Raw genomic sequence first — 18,265 nt, 5'->3', positions numbered from 1 at the left:
CATGCCGCAGGGAAAGCCCGCCGTCGTCCCCGAAGACGGCCTCACGACCCGGCAGCGCCGCAACCGGCCGCTGCTGGTCGTGCACACCGGTCCCGGCAAGGGCAAGTCGACCGCGGCGTTCGGGATGGCGTTGCGGGCCTGGAACCAGGGCTGGCCGGTCGGGGTGTTCCAGTTCGTGAAGTCGGCCAAGTGGCGCATCGGCGAGGAGCGGGCGCTGAAGGTGCTGGGGGAGACGGGCGAGGGCGGCTCGGTGACCTGGCACAAGATGGGCGAGGGCTGGTCGTGGATCCAGCGGCCGGGCGCCGAGGAGGACCACGCGGCCGACGCCCGTGAAGGGTGGGAGCAGATCAAGCGGGACCTGGCGGCCGAGACGTACCGGTTCTACGTGCTGGACGAGTTCACGTACCCGCTGAAGTGGGGCTGGCTGGAGCTGGACGACGTGGTGGCCGCGCTCGCCGGACGGCCCGGCAACCAGCACGTGGTGATCACCGGCAGGGACGCGCCCGAGCGGCTGATCGAAGTGGCGGACCTGGTGACGGAGATGGGCAAGGTTCGCCACCCCATGGATGCCGGGCAGAAGGGGCAGAAGGGCATCGAGTGGTAGTTCCCCGGCTCGTCATCGCCGCGCCGTCGTCGGGCAGCGGCAAGACGACGGTGGCCACGGGGCTGATGGCGGCGCTGCGGGCGCGCGGGCTGCGGGTCTCGCCGCACAAGGTGGGCCCCGACTACATCGACCCGGGCTATCACGCGCTGGCCACCGGGCGTCCCGGCCGCAACCTGGATCCGTGGCTGGTGGGTGAGGAGCGCGTACGGCCGCTGTTCCGGCACGGGGCGGCGGGGTGCGACGTGGCGGTGGTCGAGGGCGTGATGGGGCTGTTCGACGGCAAGGGGGACACCGACTTCGCCTCGACCGCCCACGTGGCCCGGCTGCTGGACGCGCCGGTCGTGCTGGTGGTGGACGCGGCGCGGCAGAGCAGGTCGGTGGCGGCGGTGGTGCACGGGTTCGCCACGTTCGACCCCCGGGTGCGGGTGGGCGGGGTGGTGCTGAACCGGGTGGGCTCGGACCGGCACGAGGAGCTGTGCCGTTCCGCGCTGGCCGCGGCGGGGGTGCCGGTGCTGGGCGCGATCCGCCGCGACGACGCCGTCTCCACGCCGTCACGGCACCTGGGGCTGGTGCCCGCCGCCGAACGGGAGGCCGAGGCGCTGGCCGCGGTGGACCGGCTGGCCGCGCTGGTGGCCCGCTCGTGCGACCTCGACGCGCTGCTCCGGCTGGCGGCGTCGGCGCCGTCGCTGGACGCCGTCCCCTGGGAGCCCGCGCGGGGGGAGCGGACGGACCGGCCGGTGGTGGCGGTGGCGGGCGGGGCGGCGTTCACGTTCGGCTACGCCGAGCACGTCGAGCTGCTGCGGGCGGCCGGGGCGGACGTCGCGGTCTTCGACCCGCTGCGGGACGAGCGGCTGCCGGACGGGACCGCGGCGCTCGTCATCGGCGGCGGCTTCCCCGAGGTGTACGCCGCCGAGCTGGCCGCCAACGAGCCGCTGCGCGCGCGGGTGGCGGCCTTCCGCGGCCCGATCGCCGCCGAGTGCGCCGGGCTGCTCTACCTGTGCGAGGAGCTGGACGGGCAGCGGATGTGCGGGCGGGTGCCGGGCCGGGCACGGATGACGCCGAGGCTGACGCTCGGCTACCGGGACGCGGTCGCGCTCAGGCGTTCCCCGCTGACCGAGCCGGGCGAGCGCTTCCGCGGGCACGAGTTCCACCGCACCGCCGTCGAGTACGCCGGAGAGCCGCTGTTCCGCTGGGAAGGCGGCGCCGACGGGTTCGGCGACGCCCAGGTGACCGCGTCCTACCTGCACCTGCACTGGGCCGGGCAGCCGATGACGGCTCAGCGGCTGGTGTCGTCCTCCAGGTCGCCCTCGGTCTTGAGGTAGACCTCCTGCAGGCCGCGCAGGACCTCCGGGTCGGGGTGCTGCCACATGCCCCGCTCGGCGGCCTCCAGCAGGCGTTCGGCGATGCCGTGCAGGGCCCAGGGGTTGGACTGCGTCATGAACGCCTGGTTCTCCGGGTCGAGCACGTACGTCTCGGTGAGCTTGTCGTACATCCAGTCGGCGACCACCCCTGTCGTGGCGTCGTAGCCGAACAGGTAGTCGACCGTGGCGGCCAGCTCGAAGGCCCCCTTGTAGCCGTGGCGGCGCATCGCGGCCAGCCAGCGCGGGTTGACGACCCTGGCCCGGAAGATGCGCGAGGTCTCCTCCGACAGGGTGCGGGTGCGGACGGCGTCGGGGCGGGTGCTGTCGCCGACGTACGCGGCCGGGGCCCTGCCGGTCAGCGCGCGGACGGTGGCGACCATCCCGCCGTGGTACTGGAAGTAGTCGTCGGAGTCGGCGATGTCGTGCTCGCGGGTGTCGACGTTCTTGGCGGCCACCGCGATCCTGCGGTAGGCGTCCTCCATCTGCGGGCGGGCCGCCACGCCGTCGAGGTCGCGGCCGTAGGCGAAGCCGCCCCACACCGCGTACACCTCGGCCAGGTCGGCGTCGTCGCGCCAGTTGCGGCTGTCGATCAGGGGCAGCAGCCCGGCCCCGTACGCGCCCGGCGCCGACCCGAACACGCGCATGGTCGCCTGGCGCTCGTCGCCCCCGGTCGCGGCGACGTGGGCGCGCACGTAGTTGTCCTCGTACGGCTCGTCCAGCCCGGCGGCCAGCCGTACGGCGTCGTCGAGCATGGCCACCACGTGCGGGAACGCGTCACGGAAGAAACCGCTGATCCGCACCGTCACGTCGATCCTGGGACGGCCCAGCTCGGCGAGCGGGATCGGCTCCAGGGACGTGACCCGGCGTGAGGCCTCGTCCCATTCGGGGCGGATGCCGAGCAGGGCCAGCACCTCGGCCACGTCGTCGCCCGCCGTGCGCATGGCGCTGGTGCCCCAGACCGACAGCCCCACCGAACGCGGCCACTCGCCGGTGTCCGACCGGTAGCGCTCCAGCAGCGACTCGGCCATGGCCTGGCCGGTCTCCCAGGCGAGACGGCTCGGGATCGCGCGGGGATCGACGGAGTAGAAGTTGCGGCCGGTCGGCAGCACGTTGACCAGGCCGCGCAGCGGCGAGCCGCTCGGCCCGGCGGGAACGTAGCCGCCGTCCAGGGCGTGCAGGACGTGGTCGAGCTCGTCGGTGGTGCGGGCCAGGCGCGGCACCACCTCGGTGGCGGCGAAGGCGAGGACCCGCGTCACGAGTTCGCGCCGCTCGTCCGGCAGCCCGCTCGCGACCTCCGCCGCTGAATCCGGCGCCCAGCCGCGTTCCTCCATGGCCTCCACCAGCGCCCGGGCGACCGCCTCGGCCCGGTCCACGCTGCCGAGCCCCGCCGTGCCGTCCTCGGCCAGGCCGAGCGCCTCGCGCAGGCCGGGCAGCGTCTCGCGGCCCGACCACATCTGCCGGGCGCGCAGCATCGCCAGGACCAGGTCCACGCGCACCTGCCCGGCCGGAGCCTGCCCGAGCACGTGCAGGCCGTCGCGGATCTGCGCGTCCTTGACCTCGCACAGCCAGCCGTCCACGTGCAGGATGAAGTCGTCGAACTCACTGTCGTGCGGCCGGTCCGCCAGCCCCAGGTCGTGGTCGAGCCGGGCGGCCTGGATGAGCGTCCAGATCTGCGCGCGGATGGCGGGCAGCTTGGCCGGGTCCATGGCCGCGATCGTGGCGTGCTCGTCCAGGAGCTGCTCCAGCCGGGCGATGTCGCCGTACGTCTCCGCCCGCGCCATCGGCGGCACCAGATGGTCCACCAGCACGGCGTGCGCCCGCCGCTTGGCCTGCGTGCCCTCGCCGGGGTCGTTCACCAGGAACGGGTAGACCAGCGGCAGGTCGCCGATGGCCGCGTCGGTGCCGCACGCGGCGGACATGCCGGCCGACTTGCCGGGCAGCCACTCCAGGTTGCCGTGCTTGCCCACGTGCACCATCGCGTGCGCCCCGAACTCGGCCGACAGCCAGCGGTAGGCGGCCAGATAGTGGTGGCTGGGCGGCAGGTCGGGGTCGTGGTAGATGGCGATCGGGTTCTCGCCGAAGCCGCGCGGCGGCTGCACCATCACCACCAGGTTCCCGGCCCGCAGCGCCGCCAGGACGATGTCACCCTCGTGCACGAACAGCTCGCCCGGCGGCGGCCCCCAGTGCCGCTCCATCTCCGTCCGCAGGCCCTCGGGCAGGGTGCGGTACCAGCGTTCGTAGGACGCGGCGGAGATGCGTACCGGATTGCCCGCCAGGTGCTCCTCGGTCAGCCAGTCCTGGTCCTGGCCGCCGGCGGCGATCAGCGCGTGGATGAGCGCGTCGCCGTCCTGCTCGGCCACGCCCGGGAAGCCCTCGCCGAGGTCGTAGCCGGCCTCGGCGAGCCTGGCCAGCAGCCTGACCGTGCTGGCCGGGGTGTCCAGGCCGACCGCGTTGCCCACCCGGGAGTGCTTGGTCGGGTACGCCGACAACATCACGACCAGGCGGCGCCCGGCGGGCGGGGTGTGCCGGAGCAGCCCGTGCCGTACCGCGATGCCCGCCACCCGGGCGGCCCGCTCGGGGTCGGCGACGTAGACGGTCAGCCCCTCGGGGTCGATCTCCTTGAACGAGAACGGCACCGTGATGATCCGCCCGTCGAACTCCGGGATGGCCACCTGCGAGGCGGCGTCCAGCGGCGACAGCCCGTCGTCGTTCTCCTCCCACGCCTGCCTGCCGGTGGTCAGGCAGAGCCCCTGCAGGATCGGCACGTCGAGCGCGGCCAGCGCGCCCACGTCCCACGCCTCGTCGTCGCCGCCCGCGCCCGCCGTCGCGGGGCGCGAGCCGCCCGCCGCCAGCACGGTCACCACCAGCGCGTCGGCGGCGCGCAGCGTGTCGAGCAGCTCGGGTTCGGCGGTGCGCAGCGAGGAGCAGAACACCGGCAGCGCCTGCCCGCCCGCCTCCTCGACGGCCGCGCAGAGCGTCTCCACGAACGCGGTGTTGCCCGCCAGGTGATGCGCCCGGTAGTAGAGCACCCCGATCACGGGCCCCCGCCCGGGCCGCGCGTTGCGCTCCAGCAGCCCCCACGAGGGCGTGGCCTCCGGCGGCGCGAACCCGTGCCCGGTCAGCAGCACCGTGTCCGACAGGAACGCGTGCAGCTCGGCCAGGTTCGGCGGCCCGCCGTGGGCCAGGTACGCATGGGCCTCGGCGCAGACGCCGCCGCTGACCGTGGACAGCTCCATCAGCTCGGCGTCGGGCGCCTGCTCGCCGCCCAGCACCACCACCGGCAGAGGGCCGGCCAGCAGCGCGTCCAGGCCCTCCTCCCAGGCGCGACGGCCGCCGAGCAGGCGCACCACGACCACGTCGGCGCCCTCCAGCAGGGCGGGCAGGTCCTCGGCCGCCAGCCGGGCCGGGTTGCCCAGCCGGTAGGCGGCACCGCTCGCGCGAGCGCTGAGCAGGTCGGTGTCGGAGGTCGAGAGCAGCAGGACGGTACGGCTGTCGCCAGGCACGGCGCAATCCTCCCTCGGGGTCCTCGCCCCGGTCGCGGGTGTCGCGGCGGCCGGAGTCTCCTGGCTCCCGGATCAGCGCTCACCCCGGCCTTCCCACCCGTCTCCGGGCAGTGGCCTGCGGTGGGGTTCGCTCCCCGGTCACAGTGGCGGGACCGCGCCGGATTCGCACCGGCTTCCTCCCTAGCCATCGCCTACAGGGAGCCTACGACAAGAGCGACCCCCGCCAGAAGTGGCGTTACCATCCTGATCGTGTCCATAGCCGACTTTTCCGGACGTATGCGCCCCGACGCCTGTCCGGGGGCGCTACAGGTGCACGAGGCCGCCGACGGCCCGCTGGCCCGCGTCCGCCTGCCCGGCGGCGCGATCTCACCCGCCCGGCTGCGCGAGCTGGCCGCCTGCGCGGCCGACCTCGGCTCGGACGTGATCGAGCTGACCTCCCGGGCGAACGTCCAGGTGCGCGGCCTGCGCTCACCCGCCGCCTTCGCCGAGCGGATCGCCGCCGCCGGACTGCTGCCGTCGCAGGCGCACGAGCGCGTACGCAACATCGTGGCCTCGCCGCTCGGCGGTCGCACGGGCCCCGGCCTGCTGGATCCGCAGCCCCTGGTGGCGGCGCTGGACCGGGCGCTGTGCTCGCGGCCCCGGCTGGCCGGGCTGCCGGGGCGGTTCCTGTTCGCGGTGGACGAGGGCAGTGGCGACATGCTCGCGCTGGGGGCCGACGTCACGTTCTTCGACGGGCGGCTGCTGCTGGCGGGCGTGGACATCGGGCTCGCCGTGGGGGCGGACGCGGCGGCCGAACGCATGATCGCCGCCGCCGAGGCGTTCCTCGACGAACGGCCGGAAGGGGATCGGGGGGCGTGGCGGATCGCGGAGCTGGACAACGGCCCCGCCCGCATCGCCACCCGCCTCCACACCACCACCGCCTCCCGCGACCACACCGCCCCCCACGACCACACCGGCACCGCCGACCGCGCCGCCGATGCCCACTCCGGACACCAGCCGCACGCCGGGCGAATCGAGCAGCGCGACGGGCGGGTGGCGCTGGAGGTCGTGGTGCCGCTCGGACGGCTGTCCGCCGCCCAGGCACGCGCCATCGCCGCGGCGGCCGAGGTGAACGGCCCGGCCGGCACCATCGGTGCGCCCGATCCGGGGAGTGCCGATGGTGCGCCTGGTCCGGGAGACGCCACCGGCGTGCCCGATCCGGGAGACGCCACCGGCGCGGCCGACCCGGGAGACGCTGCCGACGTGCCCATCCGGCTGACGCCGTGGCGGACCGTCGTACTCCTCGACCTGCCGCCCGCCGCCGCCGGCCGGGCGGCGCGAATGCTGGAGGCGGCCGGGCTGGTGACGGACCCGGCGTCGCCGTGGGCCGGGGTGAGCGCCTGCACCGGCCGTCCGGGCTGCGCCAAGTCCCTGGCCGACGTCCAGGAGGACGCGCGGCGCTGGGTGGCGACCCTGGACGGCCCTCCGGAGACGCCCGTGCATTGGGCCGGTTGCAAGCGGCGCTGCGGGCTGCCGCGCGGCCGGGTCGTCCAGATGGTCGCCACCGGCGACGGATACCAGGAAAGGCATCAGTGAGCGACTACATCCGCGACGGGGCCGAGATCTACCGGCGCTCGTTCGCGACCATCCGTGCCGAGACCGACCTCACCGGGATGCCGCCCGAGGTCGCGCAGGTGGCGGTGCGGATGATCCACGCCTGCGGCATGACCGACCTCGTGACCGACCTGGACTGGTCGCCTGCCGTGGTCGTCCGGGCGCGCGCGGCGCTGCGAAGGGGCGCGCCCGTGCTGTGCGACGCGCAGATGGTCGCCTCCGGCGTGACCCGGCGCCGGCTGCCCGCGGACAACGCCGTCGTGTGCACGCTGGGCGACCCCGGCGTCCCGGAGCTGGCCGAACGGCTCGGCACCACGCGCAGCGCCGCCGCGCTGGAGCTGTGGCGCGACCGCCTCGACGGCGCGGTGGTGGCCATCGGCAACGCGCCGACCGCGCTGTTCCGGCTGCTCGAACTGGTCGCCGAGGGCGCCGGCCGGCCCGCCGCCGTGCTCGGCATCCCGGTGGGGTTCATCGGCGCGGCCGAGTCCAAGCGGGCGCTGGCGGACAGCGACCTGGAATATCTGGTGGTGCACGGCCGCCGCGGCGGCAGTGCGATGACGGCGGCGGCGGTCAACGCCATCGCGAACGAGACGGAGTGATGGCGATGACGGGACGGCTGTACGGGGTCGGGCTCGGTCCCGGGGATCCCGAGCTGGTCACGGTCAAGACGGCCCGGCTGATCGGCGAGGCCGACGTGATCGCCTACCACGCCGCCAGGCACGGCCGCAGCATCGCCCGCTCGATCGCGCTGCCGTACATGAAGGAAGGCCAGATCGAGGAGCTGCTGCTCTACCCGCTGACCACGGAGACCACCGACCACCCCGGCGGCTACCAGGGCGCGCTCGACGACTTCTACGCCGACTGCGCCGAGCGGCTGGCCGCCCACCTGGACGCGGGCCGGACCGTGGTCGTGCTGTCCGAGGGCGACCCGCTGTTCTACGGCTCGTACATGCACATGCACAAGCGGCTCGCCCACCGCTACCCGACCGAGGTGGTGCCCGGCGTCACCTCCGTCAGCGCCGCCTCGGCCGTGCTGGGCCGGCCGTTGGTGGAGCGGGACGAGGTGCTGACCGTGCTGCCCGGCACGCTGCCCGCCGAGGTGCTGGCGGAGAGGCTCCGCGGCACCGACTCGGCGGCGGTGCTCAAGCTGGGCCGGACGTTCGAGAAGGTCCGCGACGCGCTGGCCGAGGCCGGTCGGCTGGACGACGCCTGGTACGTCGAGCGCGCCACCATGGGAGCCGAACGGGTCGCGCCGCTCAAGGACGTGGACGCCGACGGCGTACCGTACTTCTCGCTGGCCCTGCTCGCCAGCCCCGCCGAGCGGACCTTCGTCCCCGAACCGCCCGCTGCGGAGACCCGGGGCGAGGTGGTCGTGGTGGGCCTCGGGCCCGCCGGGCGGCCATGGCTCACGCCCGAGGCCCAGGAAGCTCTGGCGGCGGCGACCGACCTCGTCGGGTACGGCCCGTACGTGGACCGCGTCGCCCCGAACCCGCGCCAGCGCCGCCACCGCACCGACAACCGGGTGGAGGCCGAGCGCGCCCGGCACGCGCTGGAGCTGGCCCGCGACGGCGCGCGGGTGGCCGTGGTGTCCTCCGGCGACCCGGGAGTGTTCGCGATGGCCAGCGCCGTGCTGGAGGCCGCGGCCGGCTTCCCGGACGTGCCGGTGCGGATCGTCCCCGGGCTGACCGCCGCCCAGGCCGTGGCCAGCCGGGTCGGCGCGCCGCTGGGCCACGACTACTGCGTGCTGTCGCTGTCGGACCTGCTCAAGCCGTGGGAGGTGGTGGCCGGCCGGCTGAGCGCCGCCGCGAAGGCGGACCTGGTGCTGGCGATCTACAACCCGGCCTCGCGCAGCCGTACGTGGCAGGTCGCCGCCGCCCGTGACCTGCTGCTGGAGCACCGCGACGCCGCCACCCCGGTGGTGATCGGGCGCGACGTCGGCGGCGAGCGGGAGAGCGTCACCGTCACCACGCTCGGCGAGCTCGACCCCGCGCAGGTGGACATGCGCTGCCTGCTGATCGTCGGCTCCTCGACGACCCAGGTCACCGAGCGCGGCGTCGTCTACACGCCGCGCCGCTATCCCTGAGCCCAGGCGGCCGCGTCCGCGGCGGTCTCCACCAGCCGGACGCCGGCGGGCAGTGGCGGCCGGTCCACCATGATCACCGGCAGTCCGAGCTCGCGGGCCGCGACCAGCTTGGCGGTGGTCATCGGCCCGCCGCTGTCCTTGGTGACCAGCACGTCCAGCCGGTGCTCGCGGATGAGGGCGCGTTCACCCTCGACCGTGTACGGCCCGCGGTCCAGCAGGACGTGCACGTGGTCCGGGACCGGCGGTTCGGGCGGATCGACGGACCTGGCCAGCAGCCACACCCCGGCCAGACCGGTGAAGACCGGCAGGCTCCGCCGGCCGGTGGTCAGGAACACCCGCACCGGACCACCGCCCGGCCGCGCGGCGGTCTCGGACCGTCGTGTGGCCGCCTCGGACAGTCGTGCGGCGGCCGCGTGCAGGGAGGGCACGCGCTGCCAGGTGTCGCCCGGTCCCTCCCGCCAGCCCGGGCGGCGCAGGACCAGCAGCGGCACGCCCGTCCGCGCCGACGCCTCGGCCGCCGAGGCCGTCATCCGCGCCGCGAACGGGTGCGTGGCGTCCACCAGGGCGTCGATCCGCTCGGCCGCCAGCCAGGCGGCCAGCCCGTCCGGCCCGCCGAACCCGCCCTCGCGCACCTCCCCGACCGGCAACCGCGGGTTGCTCACCCGCCCGGCCAGCGAGGACACCACATGAACGCCGCAGTCGGACAGCCCGCCGGACAACTCGGCGGCCAGCGCCCGCGCCTCGGCCGTGCCGCCCAGGATCAGGACCCGTCGCACGGCCGTTCCCGCTCCGCGCTGTAGAGGTGGCTGTCGGGGAACTGCGTGGCCGACAGCACCCGGCCGACGACGATCACCGCCGTACGCCGGATCCCGGCCGCCTGGACCTGCCCGGCGATGTCCGCCAGCGTGCCGCGCAGGATCACCTCGTCGGGCCTGCTGGCCCGGGCCACCACCGCCACCGGGCAGTCCGGCCCGTAGGAGGGCAGCAGCTCCTCCACCACCGCCTCGATCCGCTGCACGGCCAGGTGCAGCACGATCGTGGCGCCGCTCGCGCCCAGGGTCTTCAGGTCCTCCCCTTCGGGCATCGGCGTGGCCCGCGCCGAGGTGCGGGTCAGGATGACGGTCTGCCCGACGCCGGGCACGGTCAGCTCCCTGCCCAGCGCGGCCGCCGCCGCCGCGAACGCCGGCACGCCCGGGACCACCTCGTACGGCACGCCGAGCTCGTCCAGCCTGCGCATCTGCTCGGCCACCGCGCTGAACACCGACGGGTCGCCGGAGTGCAGCCGCGCCACGTCCAGGCCCGCGCGGTGGGCGGCGAGCAGCTCCACCACGATCTCGTCGAGGGTGAGGTTCGCGGTGTCGACGAGCCTGGTTCCCACGAGGCAGGCGTCCAGGAGTTCGCGGGGCACGAGCGAACCCGCGTACAGGCAGACCGGCGACGACTGCAGCCGCCGCAGGCCGCGCAGCGTGATCAGATCGGCGGCGCCGGGGCCCGCCCCGATGAAGTACACGGTCACGGCACGTCCTTCCTGGTGACCGACCACACGGTCACCGGCATCGCGGCCCGCCAGCCCGTGAAGGAGCCGACGGGTGAGGCCCGCTGTACGGCCAGGCGGACCAGATCGCCGCCGAGCCGGGCGTACCACTGGGCCATGACGGACTCGGACTCCAGGGTGACGGCGTTCGCCACCAGCCTGCCGCCGGGCCGCAGCGCGGCCCAGCAGGTCTCCAGCAGCCCGGGCACGGTCAGGCCGCCGCCGACGAACACCGCGTCCGGCGCCGGCAGGCCCTTGAGCGCGGCCGGCGCCCTGCCTTCGACGATCCGCAGCGCCGGCACGCCGAGCCGGTCGGCGTTGCGCGCGATGGCGGCGGCGCGGTCGGCCCTGCTCTCGATCGCCACGGCCGCGCACGCCGGATGGCTGCGCATCCACTCGACGGCGATGCTGCCCGCGCCGGCGCCCACGTCCCACAGCGTCTGCCCGGGCAGCGGGGCGAGCCGCGACAGGCTGACGGCGCGGACCTCCCGCTTGGTGAGCTGCCCATCGTGCTCGAACGCGGCATCGGGCAGGCCGGGCACGTGGGGGAGAGGTTCGGCGCCGGGGGCGGGGACGCACTCGAGGGCGATCACGTTCAGCGCGGAGGGGGCGGCTTCCCGTGATTCCCAGGTCTCCGCCGTCCCCGTCAGTACGCTCTCCGAGTCCGCGCCCAGGTCCGACAGGACGGTCATGGGGCTGGGGCCGTACCCGAGCCCGGTCGCCAGCCCGGCCACCAGGGACGGGGAGTCGCGGCCGGCGCCGAGCACGACGAGCCGCCGCCCCGGCAGGATGGCGGCGTTCAGCGCGGCAGGGGGGCGGCCCACGAGGCTGACCACGTCCACCTGCTCCACCGGCCAGCCGAGCCGGGCGCACGCCAGCGACAGCGACGAGACGTGCGGCACCACGCGGATGTTCGCCGCGCCCAGCAAGCGCACCAGCGTGGCGCCGATGCCGTAGAACAGGGGATCGCCGCTGGCCAGCACGCACACCTCGCGCCCGGCGTACGTCTCCATGAGGGAGGGCAGCGCGGGCAGCAGCGGGGAGGGCCAGGCCACGCGTTCGGCGGCCGGCGCGGGCACGAGGTCGAGCTGCCTGCGCCCGCCCATGAGCACCTCGGCGGCCTCCAGCGCGCGCCGCGCGTCCGGGGACAACCCGTCCCAGCCGTCCGCGCCGACGCCGACGACCGTGATCACACGTTGCCCAGGACGCGCGTCACCTGGATCTCCACGACCACCCGCGCCGGGTTGGGGCGCGGCGGCTTGTAGCGGGCGGCGTAGCGGTGCTCGGCGTCGGCCACCTGCTCAGGCTCGGTACGCAGCACCGCCCGGCCCTCCAGCGTCGACCAGCGGCGGCCGTCCACCTGGCAGAGCGCCACCGGCGCGCCGTCGGCGCCGATGAGCCCGGCCTTGACCGAGGTGCCCGAGGTGATGACCCGGGCGATGCCGGTGGCCAGGTCCAGCGTCGCGCCCACCGGCACCACGTGCGGCGGGCCGTCGGGACGCGTGGTGGAGAGCGTGCACAGGTGCCGCTCCTGCCAGAACGCGGCGAAGGCGTCGCCCTGTTCGACGAGATTCACGGCCCTCCTTGGGTGATTTGCGAGGCATATCGTATATCTGCCGTTCTGGCAGAATCTTGCGGGTGAAGCGGCTACTCGTCATCGGTATCGGCGCCGGCGATCCCGACCATCTCACCCTGCAGGCGGTCAAGGCCATCGGCGCCACGGACGTGTTCCTCATCGTGGACAAGGGTGAGGTCAAGCATGAACTGGTCAAGCTCCGGCTGGATCTCATCGCCGAGCACGGCCGCGCGCCGTACCGGATCGCCGAGGCCCGCGACCCCGAGCGGGACCGGACGACCCCGGCGTACACCGCAGCCGTGGAGGACTGGCGCTCGCGCCGCGCGCTCGCCTGCGAGGCGCTTATCCGCGACGAGCTGCGCGACGGCCAGACCGGGGCGTTCCTGGTGTGGGGCGACCCCGGCGTGTACGACAGCACGCTTGCCATCGTCGAGGAGATCCTCCTGCGAGGCAACGTGACATTCGAGTACGAGGTCATCCCCGGGATCAGCAGCGTGGCCGCGCTCACCGCCCGCCACCGCACCGGCCTCACCCAGGTCGGGCGGCCCGTGCACCTCACCACCGGGCGGCGCCTGGCCGAGCACGGCCCCACCGCCGACGACGTGGTGGTCATGCTCGACGCCCACTGCTCGTTCGCGGGGCTCGACGACTTCCACATCCACTGGGGTGCCTACCTGGGCACACCCGACGAGATCCTGGTCTCCGGGCCGGTGGCCGAGGTCGGCGACCGCATCCGCGAACTGCGCGCCGAGGCACGGGCCCGCAAGGGCTGGATCATGGACACGTACCTGCTGCGTCGCCTGGAGCACTGACGGCCCGTCCCCGGTCGCTTAATCGCCCGTTGTTTGCAAGAGCATATTCACTGCAAACTGATCATCTGGAGGCGTAACGGGGAGGGGGCGCACATCGAGCTGCCCGCGTTCGGAGTTTCGGGGGTCGCGCTGGGCGCATCGGGGTGGGGCGGGTTCGCGACCGTGGCCGGGTGGGCATGAGCGCCGAAGCGGACCTCGGGGAGACGCTGGCCCGCCTCGGCCTGCGCAGGACCGTGCCGAGGCTGACGATCCTGACCGCTTTGCGCGACGCGGCGACCCACCTCAGCGTGCCGCGCCTGCACCGGCTGGTGACCTCCACGTACGAGATGATCAGCGTGTCCACCGTCTACCGGAACGTGACGGTGATGACCGCCCGCGGCGTCCTGCACAGCGTCGACCACGCCGGTGAGACGCTCTTCGGCCTCTCGACGACGCCTCACCACCACCTGATCTGCCGCCGCTGCGACGTTCTCGTCGAGCTCCCCGCGGACCACCTCGCCACGGCGGAGGCATCAGTCATGGAGAGCACCGGCTTCGTGATGGACCCCGTCGGCCAGGTGCTGCGCGGCCACTGCCGCCGATGTCGACGTTCGCTACTTGCATGATTATTGTTCTTGCAAGATATTTGCAAGTAGCATCTTTTGAGGAGAGACGCCCATGGGCGAATACACCCTTCCGGACATGCCGTACGACTACGCGGCCCTGGAGCCCGCGATCACCGGGGAGATCCTGGAACTGCACCACGCCAAGCACCACGCCGCCTACGTCAAGGGCGCCAACGACACCCTGGAGCGGCTGGCCGAGGCGCGCGACAAGGGCGAGTTCGGCGGCCTGGTCGGGCTGGAGAAGACGTTCGCGTTCAACCTGTCCGGGCACGTCCTGCACACGATCTTCTGGCAGAACCTGTCCCCGGACGGCGGCGACCGCCCCGACGGCGAGCTGGGCGACGCGATCACCGAGCACTTCGGCTCCTTCGACGCGTTCAGGAAGCAGCTCACCGCCGCCACCGCCACCGTGCAGGGCTCCGGCTGGGGCGTGCTGGCCTGGGAGCCGCTCGGCCGCCGCCTGGTGGTCGAGCAGGTCTACGACCACCACGGCAACGTCGGCATGAACACCGCCCCGCTGCTGGTGTTCGACGCCTGGGAGCACGCCTACTACCTGCAGTACCGCAACGTGCGCCCGGACTACGTCGAGAAGCTCTGGGGCCTGATCAACTGGAACGACGTCATCGCCCGCTACGACGCCGCCCGCGGCGCCTGACGTCCCGATGGCGGCGGCGCCTGCCCACCGGTCCGAGCTTGGTCCGCGGGGCCGGTGGGCGGGCGCCGCTCAATCTGTCGATCTGATCGGCGGCCGTTCGTATGGAAGACGACGGGACGACGTCTCATGACGAAGAAGGACGCGGTGATGATGAGCGGGACAAGGGCGCTGCTGACGGGTCGAGGGCTGGTGGAGTCGCCGCGGTGGCACGGTGACCGGTTGTACTTCTCCGACTGGTCGGCGGGTGAGGTCATCGCCGTCGATCTGGGGGGTCACAGCGAGGTCGTGGCGCGCGTCGCGTCGTTGCCGCTGTGCACCGCGTGGTCGCCGGAAGGCAGGCTCCTGATCGTCTCGTCCCGGGACGGCCGGCTGCTGCGCCTGGAGCGCGACGGGTCGCCGGTCACCCATGCGGATCTCGGCCTGGCCGGGTGGAACGACATCGTGGTGGACGGCCGCGGCAACGCCTACGTCAACCGCGGCGGCTTCGACCCGATGGCGGGGGAGTCGTTCAAGCCTGGCTATGTCCACCTGGTCACGCCCGGCGGGGCGGTGCGGCAGGTGGCCGACGACATCGCGTTCCCGAACGGGATGGCGGTGCTCGCCGACAACTCCACCCTCATCGTCGCCGACTCCTACCGCCACCAGTTGGTGGGCTTCGACATCGCGGCGGACGGGTCGCTGTCCGGCCGCCGGGTCTGGGCCGAACTCGGCGAGGGCACCCCGGACGGCATCTGCGTCGATGAGGAGAACGCGGTCTGGTACGCCGACGTGCCCAACCGGCGCTGCGTACGCGTGGCCGAAGGCGGCAAGGCGCTGCAGAGCGTCGAGCTCGACCGGGGCGGCTTCGCCTGTGCTCTGGGCGGGCCGGACGGGAGGACGCTGTTCGTCGTGGCGGCCGAGTGGCAGGGCATGACCGCGTCCGACCTGGTCGTGCCCGGCTCCGGCCAGGTGCTCACGGTCGAGGTCGAGGTGCCTGGGGCCGGCTGGCCGTGATGTGCGTCCTGGAACGGCGGTCAGCCGGCGATCGCCGCGATGAGTTCGTCCCGGCTCTGTGCCCGGGTCTTGCGGTACACCGATTTCAAGTGGTCGTTGATGGTGTAGGTGGACAGGTCCAGAATTCGGGCGATCTGTTTCGCCGACGCCCCGGCGTAGAGGCATTCGATGACCCGGCGTTCGCCGGTGGTGATGCCGTACCAATCGCAGAATGACGGCAGCAGCAGTTTGCCGCCTGCCGCCTGAATGAGAACGGCCACGTCGCTGTCGCCGTTCTCGTCCAGCGGCTGGCCATGGATCAATATCCAGCGCCCGAAATTCGCCGCCGGCGCGCAGATCAGCGGCGTCCAGGCGCGCGGATCGCGAGTATGCGCCCGTACGTGCAGCGACAGGCCGACCCAGAACGCGTCGGCGATCCAGTCAGGCACCCCGCTCCCGGCGGCTGGCCACATCTGCCGCACCCATGCCCCTGCCTGGGGCGAGATGGAGCGGACCGTGTGGTCAGGGCTGATCGTGATGACCCCCGTCGGCAGCGCCGGGACGGTGGGCGTCAGCGGGCCGGCCGTCACGTATCCGCGCAACGCCGCCGGCAGAGCAGGGGCGAGTCGCTGGATCCGGTGGAAGTCCCGCTCCCCGAAGGGCCTGGCGCCCTCGGCGCGAAGCAGGCCGAGCAGGCCCCACACCCCATGGCGGTCCCGTATCACCAGGCGCAGTTCGCTGCCGGCTCCGTGGGCGGACAGGACCCGCCGGATCAGCGTGTTGCGCCGGCCGTCGCCGGCGCCCGCTCCGACGACGCACACCGGCAGGCTCTGCCGGGCGAGGGCCGGCAGCGGGCACGGGTCGCCGTGCAGATATCCGTTGAGCACCAGGGCGCTGATCAGCGCGGGCTGGTATTCGTGCCAGAAGCTGAACGCGCCCAGGCCCATGCCGATCGCCGGGTTCAGGGCGACCAGCCGGAGCGCGTCGTGCGGCACCTGGCGTCCGACGATCTGCGAGATCGCCGCGCCCACGTCGGCCGGAGTGGCGGGCGGACCGAGCGCCGCATGTAGTTCACGGGCGATTCGCCCCTCGCCGTCCGTCACCCGGTCTCAGCTCTGATGCTGCGAGTGTCGACCATTGCGTTTCGGGCCTTCCCGTGATTTTGCGGCAATCGGGGTGTGCTGAGTTGATGGGCGGCATTTGAGCAGGTGCGGGAATTTGTTGCTATAGAAGGGATTGGCGCGGCCGACTATTTATTTTAGGTCCGTCGGGAAGTCGATGTGATTGTCATGCGCCAAGATATGGCGCGGGCCGCGTCGCCCATGGGTTTCCGGCCCTATCGCCTTACGCGCCATCACCGCGACGAACAACGGCGCGGCTTACCTAAGTTGTGAACAACGTGCGACTCGGCGACCGCCGAGGGCGACGGCCTCGGGCCGGTCTTTGTGGCGGGTGGCGAAAACGGCCGGCTCCTGTACGGTCTTGTACGGATAATTCGGGGCGCGTTCCCAACAGCAAGGCCATCTCCGATCGTCGATGTGACGAAAGGAGCGCAACGTGCTGGCACTTGGCCGTACAAGACGGTGTGCCGCGGGGATCGCCGCGGCACTGACATTGATCGTGGGGTTGCCCACCAGCGCGCAGGCAGCGGTGGGCGACCTCGTCTTCGTCCGGACGATCGCGCGGAACGTGCCCGGGGCCGTGGACATCGGCCCGGTCAATCCGCTGGACTGGGCGTCGGCGGCGACGCTGTCGGGCAACGGAGGCACCGTCTACGTCGTGGCCGGCGGCGATGGCGGGTCGGGCACGGCGCAGCCGGCGATTTCCACGTTCCGCCGGGCCGCGAACGACACGCTGTCCCTCACCGGCTGCATGGGTGGTCTTGCGGGGTGCCGCCCGACGAAGGTGGGCAACGAGGAGGTCCCGGGCCGCTTGTACGCGGCCAGCTCTGTGGTGATCGCGGGCGTCCACGCGTACGTGTCCACTCCCGCCGCCGTGGTCGGCTTCAGCACGGCGGCCAACGGCGACCTCGTGACGGATTTCTGCGTTTGGGACCCGTCGTGCGGCAGCGTGGCGGCCCTGCCCGGGCTCGCTCCCTGGGCGACCTCGCAGAACGCGCTGACGGCGACCGCGGACGGCCGCGACCTGTACCTGTACGCGGCAGGTGGCGGCAAGGGCGCGGTTTACCACCTGCGGCGCGACGGTGCCACTGGTCGCCTCGCTTTCAGTGGCTGCATCGGGGAGGCGACGCCGGGCTGCACCTCGATCGGCCGTACCGGCGTCATGACATCCTCGGGCGACGTCGTCGTCAGCGCCGACGGGCGCAGCCTCTACGTCGTGGCCCAGCGGCCCGGCTCGGTGACGCACTTCCGGCGAGACCTCACCACGGGCTCGCTCACGGAGGCGGGCTGTGTGGGTGAGTCCGGGGTCGGCGGCTGCGCGATCCCCGTCACCGACGGCCTGCTCGGCATCACCCAGGGCGCGATCACCCAGGCCGGCGACAGCCTGTATGTGTCGGGACCGAGTGGCGTCACCCATCTGCACCGCGACACCACCACCGGCGATATCGCCTATTGGGGCTGCATCGGCTACGTCGCAGGGTGCCGTGCCGCCGGTCCCCAGGGCCAGTACGTCGACGTGGCGGTCAGCGCCGACGGCACGAGCGTCTACGGGAGCATCCAGGGCCAGGCCTTCGCGTGGGGAGCAGTCACCCACCTGCGCCGTTCCGCCCAAGGGGACCTGACGTACGCCGGGTGCATGGGGGAGGGCCTGCCGCAATGGTGCCGCCCGATCGGGCTGACAGGGGTGATGAACCACGCCGGCCCGGTGCTCGCTCCCGCCAATTTGCAGGTCGTCTACAGCTTGGGTGTTCACGCGCGTGGGGCGATCAGCCAGTTCACCCGGATGACGTCATAGGAGGGGCCCGGTAGGGCGGGCCGGGGAAGTGCGTCCTCGTCCTGCGTCCGT

The 18,265-nt window shown here is 73.3% G+C and carries 16 protein-coding genes and 1 riboswitch; of the genes, 10 read left to right on the top strand and 6 right to left on the bottom strand.

What is annotated here, in order from left to right:
• Window position 1: 1 nt before the first annotated feature.
• Together cobO and AB0L65_RS50560 are read left to right on the top strand one after the other, a co-directional pair.
• Window positions 2-604: a cob(I)yrinic acid a,c-diamide adenosyltransferase gene (gene cobO, locus AB0L65_RS50565; protein WP_364262152.1), complete on the top strand. Its 603-nt coding sequence runs from the start codon at window positions 2-4 to the stop codon at window positions 602-604.
• A complete protein-coding gene (locus AB0L65_RS50560; RefSeq protein WP_364262149.1) occupies window positions 598-1,926 on the top strand; it encodes a cobyrinate a,c-diamide synthase in 1,329 nt (442 codons plus the stop codon). The genes cobO and AB0L65_RS50560 overlap by 7 nt, the downstream gene beginning before the upstream one ends.
• Here the strand turns inward: AB0L65_RS50560 and cobN are convergent.
• Window positions 1,881-5,468: a cobaltochelatase subunit CobN gene (cobN, locus tag AB0L65_RS50555; RefSeq protein ID WP_364262146.1), complete on the bottom strand. Its 3,588-nt coding sequence runs from the start codon at window positions 5,466-5,468 to the stop codon at window positions 1,881-1,883. The two genes, AB0L65_RS50560 and cobN, sit on opposite strands and share 46 nt — an antisense overlap.
• Before the next feature lie 53 nt (window positions 5,469-5,521).
• Window positions 5,522-5,647: riboswitch (cobalamin riboswitch) on the bottom strand.
• Window positions 5,648-5,717: 70 nt separating this feature from the next.
• On the opposite strand from cobN, the gene AB0L65_RS50550 reads away from it, so the two are divergent.
• The 3 genes from AB0L65_RS50550 to cobJ are packed head-to-tail and all read left to right on the top strand — an operon-like array spanning window position 5,718 to window position 9,144.
• A complete protein-coding gene (locus AB0L65_RS50550) occupies window positions 5,718-7,043 on the top strand; it encodes a precorrin-3B synthase (RefSeq protein ID WP_364262143.1) in 1,326 nt (441 codons plus the stop codon).
• The gene (locus AB0L65_RS50545) at window positions 7,040-7,660 is read left to right on the top strand and encodes a precorrin-8X methylmutase (RefSeq protein ID WP_350727429.1); all 621 of its coding nucleotides are present in this window, start codon (window positions 7,040-7,042) and stop codon (window positions 7,658-7,660) included. The genes AB0L65_RS50550 and AB0L65_RS50545 overlap by 4 nt, the downstream gene beginning before the upstream one ends.
• Window positions 7,661-7,665: 5 nt before the next feature.
• Entirely contained in the window at window positions 7,666-9,144 is a 1,479-nt protein-coding gene (cobJ, locus tag AB0L65_RS50540) for a precorrin-3B C(17)-methyltransferase (RefSeq protein ID WP_364262141.1), read from the top strand.
• On the opposite strand, the gene AB0L65_RS50535 is transcribed toward cobJ, so the two are convergent.
• Genes AB0L65_RS50535 through AB0L65_RS50520 form a run of 4 tightly spaced genes read right to left on the bottom strand, consistent with a single transcriptional unit; the run spans window position 9,135 to window position 12,254 of the window.
• Entirely contained in the window at window positions 9,135-9,920 is a 786-nt protein-coding gene (locus AB0L65_RS50535; protein ID WP_364262138.1) for a cobalt-precorrin-6A reductase, read from the bottom strand. The genes cobJ and AB0L65_RS50535 overlap by 10 nt on opposite strands.
• A complete protein-coding gene (gene cobM, locus AB0L65_RS50530; RefSeq protein WP_364262136.1) occupies window positions 9,905-10,660 on the bottom strand; it encodes a precorrin-4 C(11)-methyltransferase in 756 nt (251 codons plus the stop codon). Before cobM ends, AB0L65_RS50535 begins: the two co-directional genes overlap by 16 nt.
• Window positions 10,657-11,871: a precorrin-6y C5,15-methyltransferase (decarboxylating) subunit CbiE gene (cbiE, locus tag AB0L65_RS50525; protein WP_364262134.1), complete on the bottom strand. Its 1,215-nt coding sequence runs from the start codon at window positions 11,869-11,871 to the stop codon at window positions 10,657-10,659. Before cbiE ends, cobM begins: the two co-directional genes overlap by 4 nt.
• Window positions 11,868-12,254 (bottom strand): TIGR03618 family F420-dependent PPOX class oxidoreductase, encoded by a 387-nt coding sequence (locus AB0L65_RS50520; RefSeq protein WP_364262131.1) that lies wholly within the window; start codon window positions 12,252-12,254, stop codon window positions 11,868-11,870. The genes cbiE and AB0L65_RS50520 overlap by 4 nt, the downstream gene beginning before the upstream one ends.
• A 62-nt stretch (window positions 12,255-12,316) precedes the next feature.
• Here AB0L65_RS50520 and cobF point away from each other — a divergent pair, with 62 nt between their 5' ends.
• The 4 genes from cobF to AB0L65_RS50500 all read left to right on the top strand — a co-directional run bounded on the left by cobF (window position 12,317) and on the right by AB0L65_RS50500 (window position 15,319).
• Window positions 12,317-13,066 (top strand): precorrin-6A synthase (deacetylating), encoded by a 750-nt coding sequence (gene cobF, locus AB0L65_RS50515; protein ID WP_364262128.1) that lies wholly within the window; start codon window positions 12,317-12,319, stop codon window positions 13,064-13,066.
• Window positions 13,067-13,242: 176 nt separating this feature from the next.
• A complete protein-coding gene (locus AB0L65_RS50510) occupies window positions 13,243-13,671 on the top strand; it encodes a transcriptional repressor (RefSeq protein ID WP_364262125.1) in 429 nt (142 codons plus the stop codon).
• Between the two features lie 52 nt (window positions 13,672-13,723).
• The gene (locus tag AB0L65_RS50505; RefSeq protein ID WP_355200306.1) at window positions 13,724-14,326 is read left to right on the top strand and encodes a superoxide dismutase; all 603 of its coding nucleotides are present in this window, start codon (window positions 13,724-13,726) and stop codon (window positions 14,324-14,326) included.
• A gap of 126 nt (window positions 14,327-14,452) precedes the next feature.
• Window positions 14,453-15,319 (top strand): SMP-30/gluconolactonase/LRE family protein, encoded by an 867-nt coding sequence (locus tag AB0L65_RS50500; RefSeq protein WP_364262122.1) that lies wholly within the window; start codon window positions 14,453-14,455, stop codon window positions 15,317-15,319.
• Window positions 15,320-15,339: 20 nt separating this feature from the next.
• Here AB0L65_RS50500 and AB0L65_RS50495 read toward each other — a convergent pair whose 3' ends face one another.
• Entirely contained in the window at window positions 15,340-16,401 is a 1,062-nt protein-coding gene (locus tag AB0L65_RS50495) for a helix-turn-helix transcriptional regulator (protein WP_364262119.1), read from the bottom strand.
• Between the two features lie 454 nt (window positions 16,402-16,855).
• Here AB0L65_RS50495 and AB0L65_RS50490 point away from each other — a divergent pair, with 454 nt between their 5' ends.
• On the top strand, window positions 16,856-18,214 hold the full coding sequence (locus tag AB0L65_RS50490) for a hypothetical protein (protein WP_364262116.1): 1,359 nt from the start codon (window positions 16,856-16,858) through the stop codon (window positions 18,212-18,214).
• Window positions 18,215-18,265 lie beyond the last annotated feature (51 nt).

Source organism: Nonomuraea sp. NPDC052116 (genome assembly GCF_040680035.1).
Lineage (GTDB): Bacteria > Actinomycetota > Actinomycetes > Streptosporangiales > Streptosporangiaceae > Nonomuraea > Nonomuraea angiospora_A.
The sequence above is the reverse complement of the archived record's forward strand: the minus strand, read 5'-3'. Positions and strand labels throughout refer to the sequence as shown.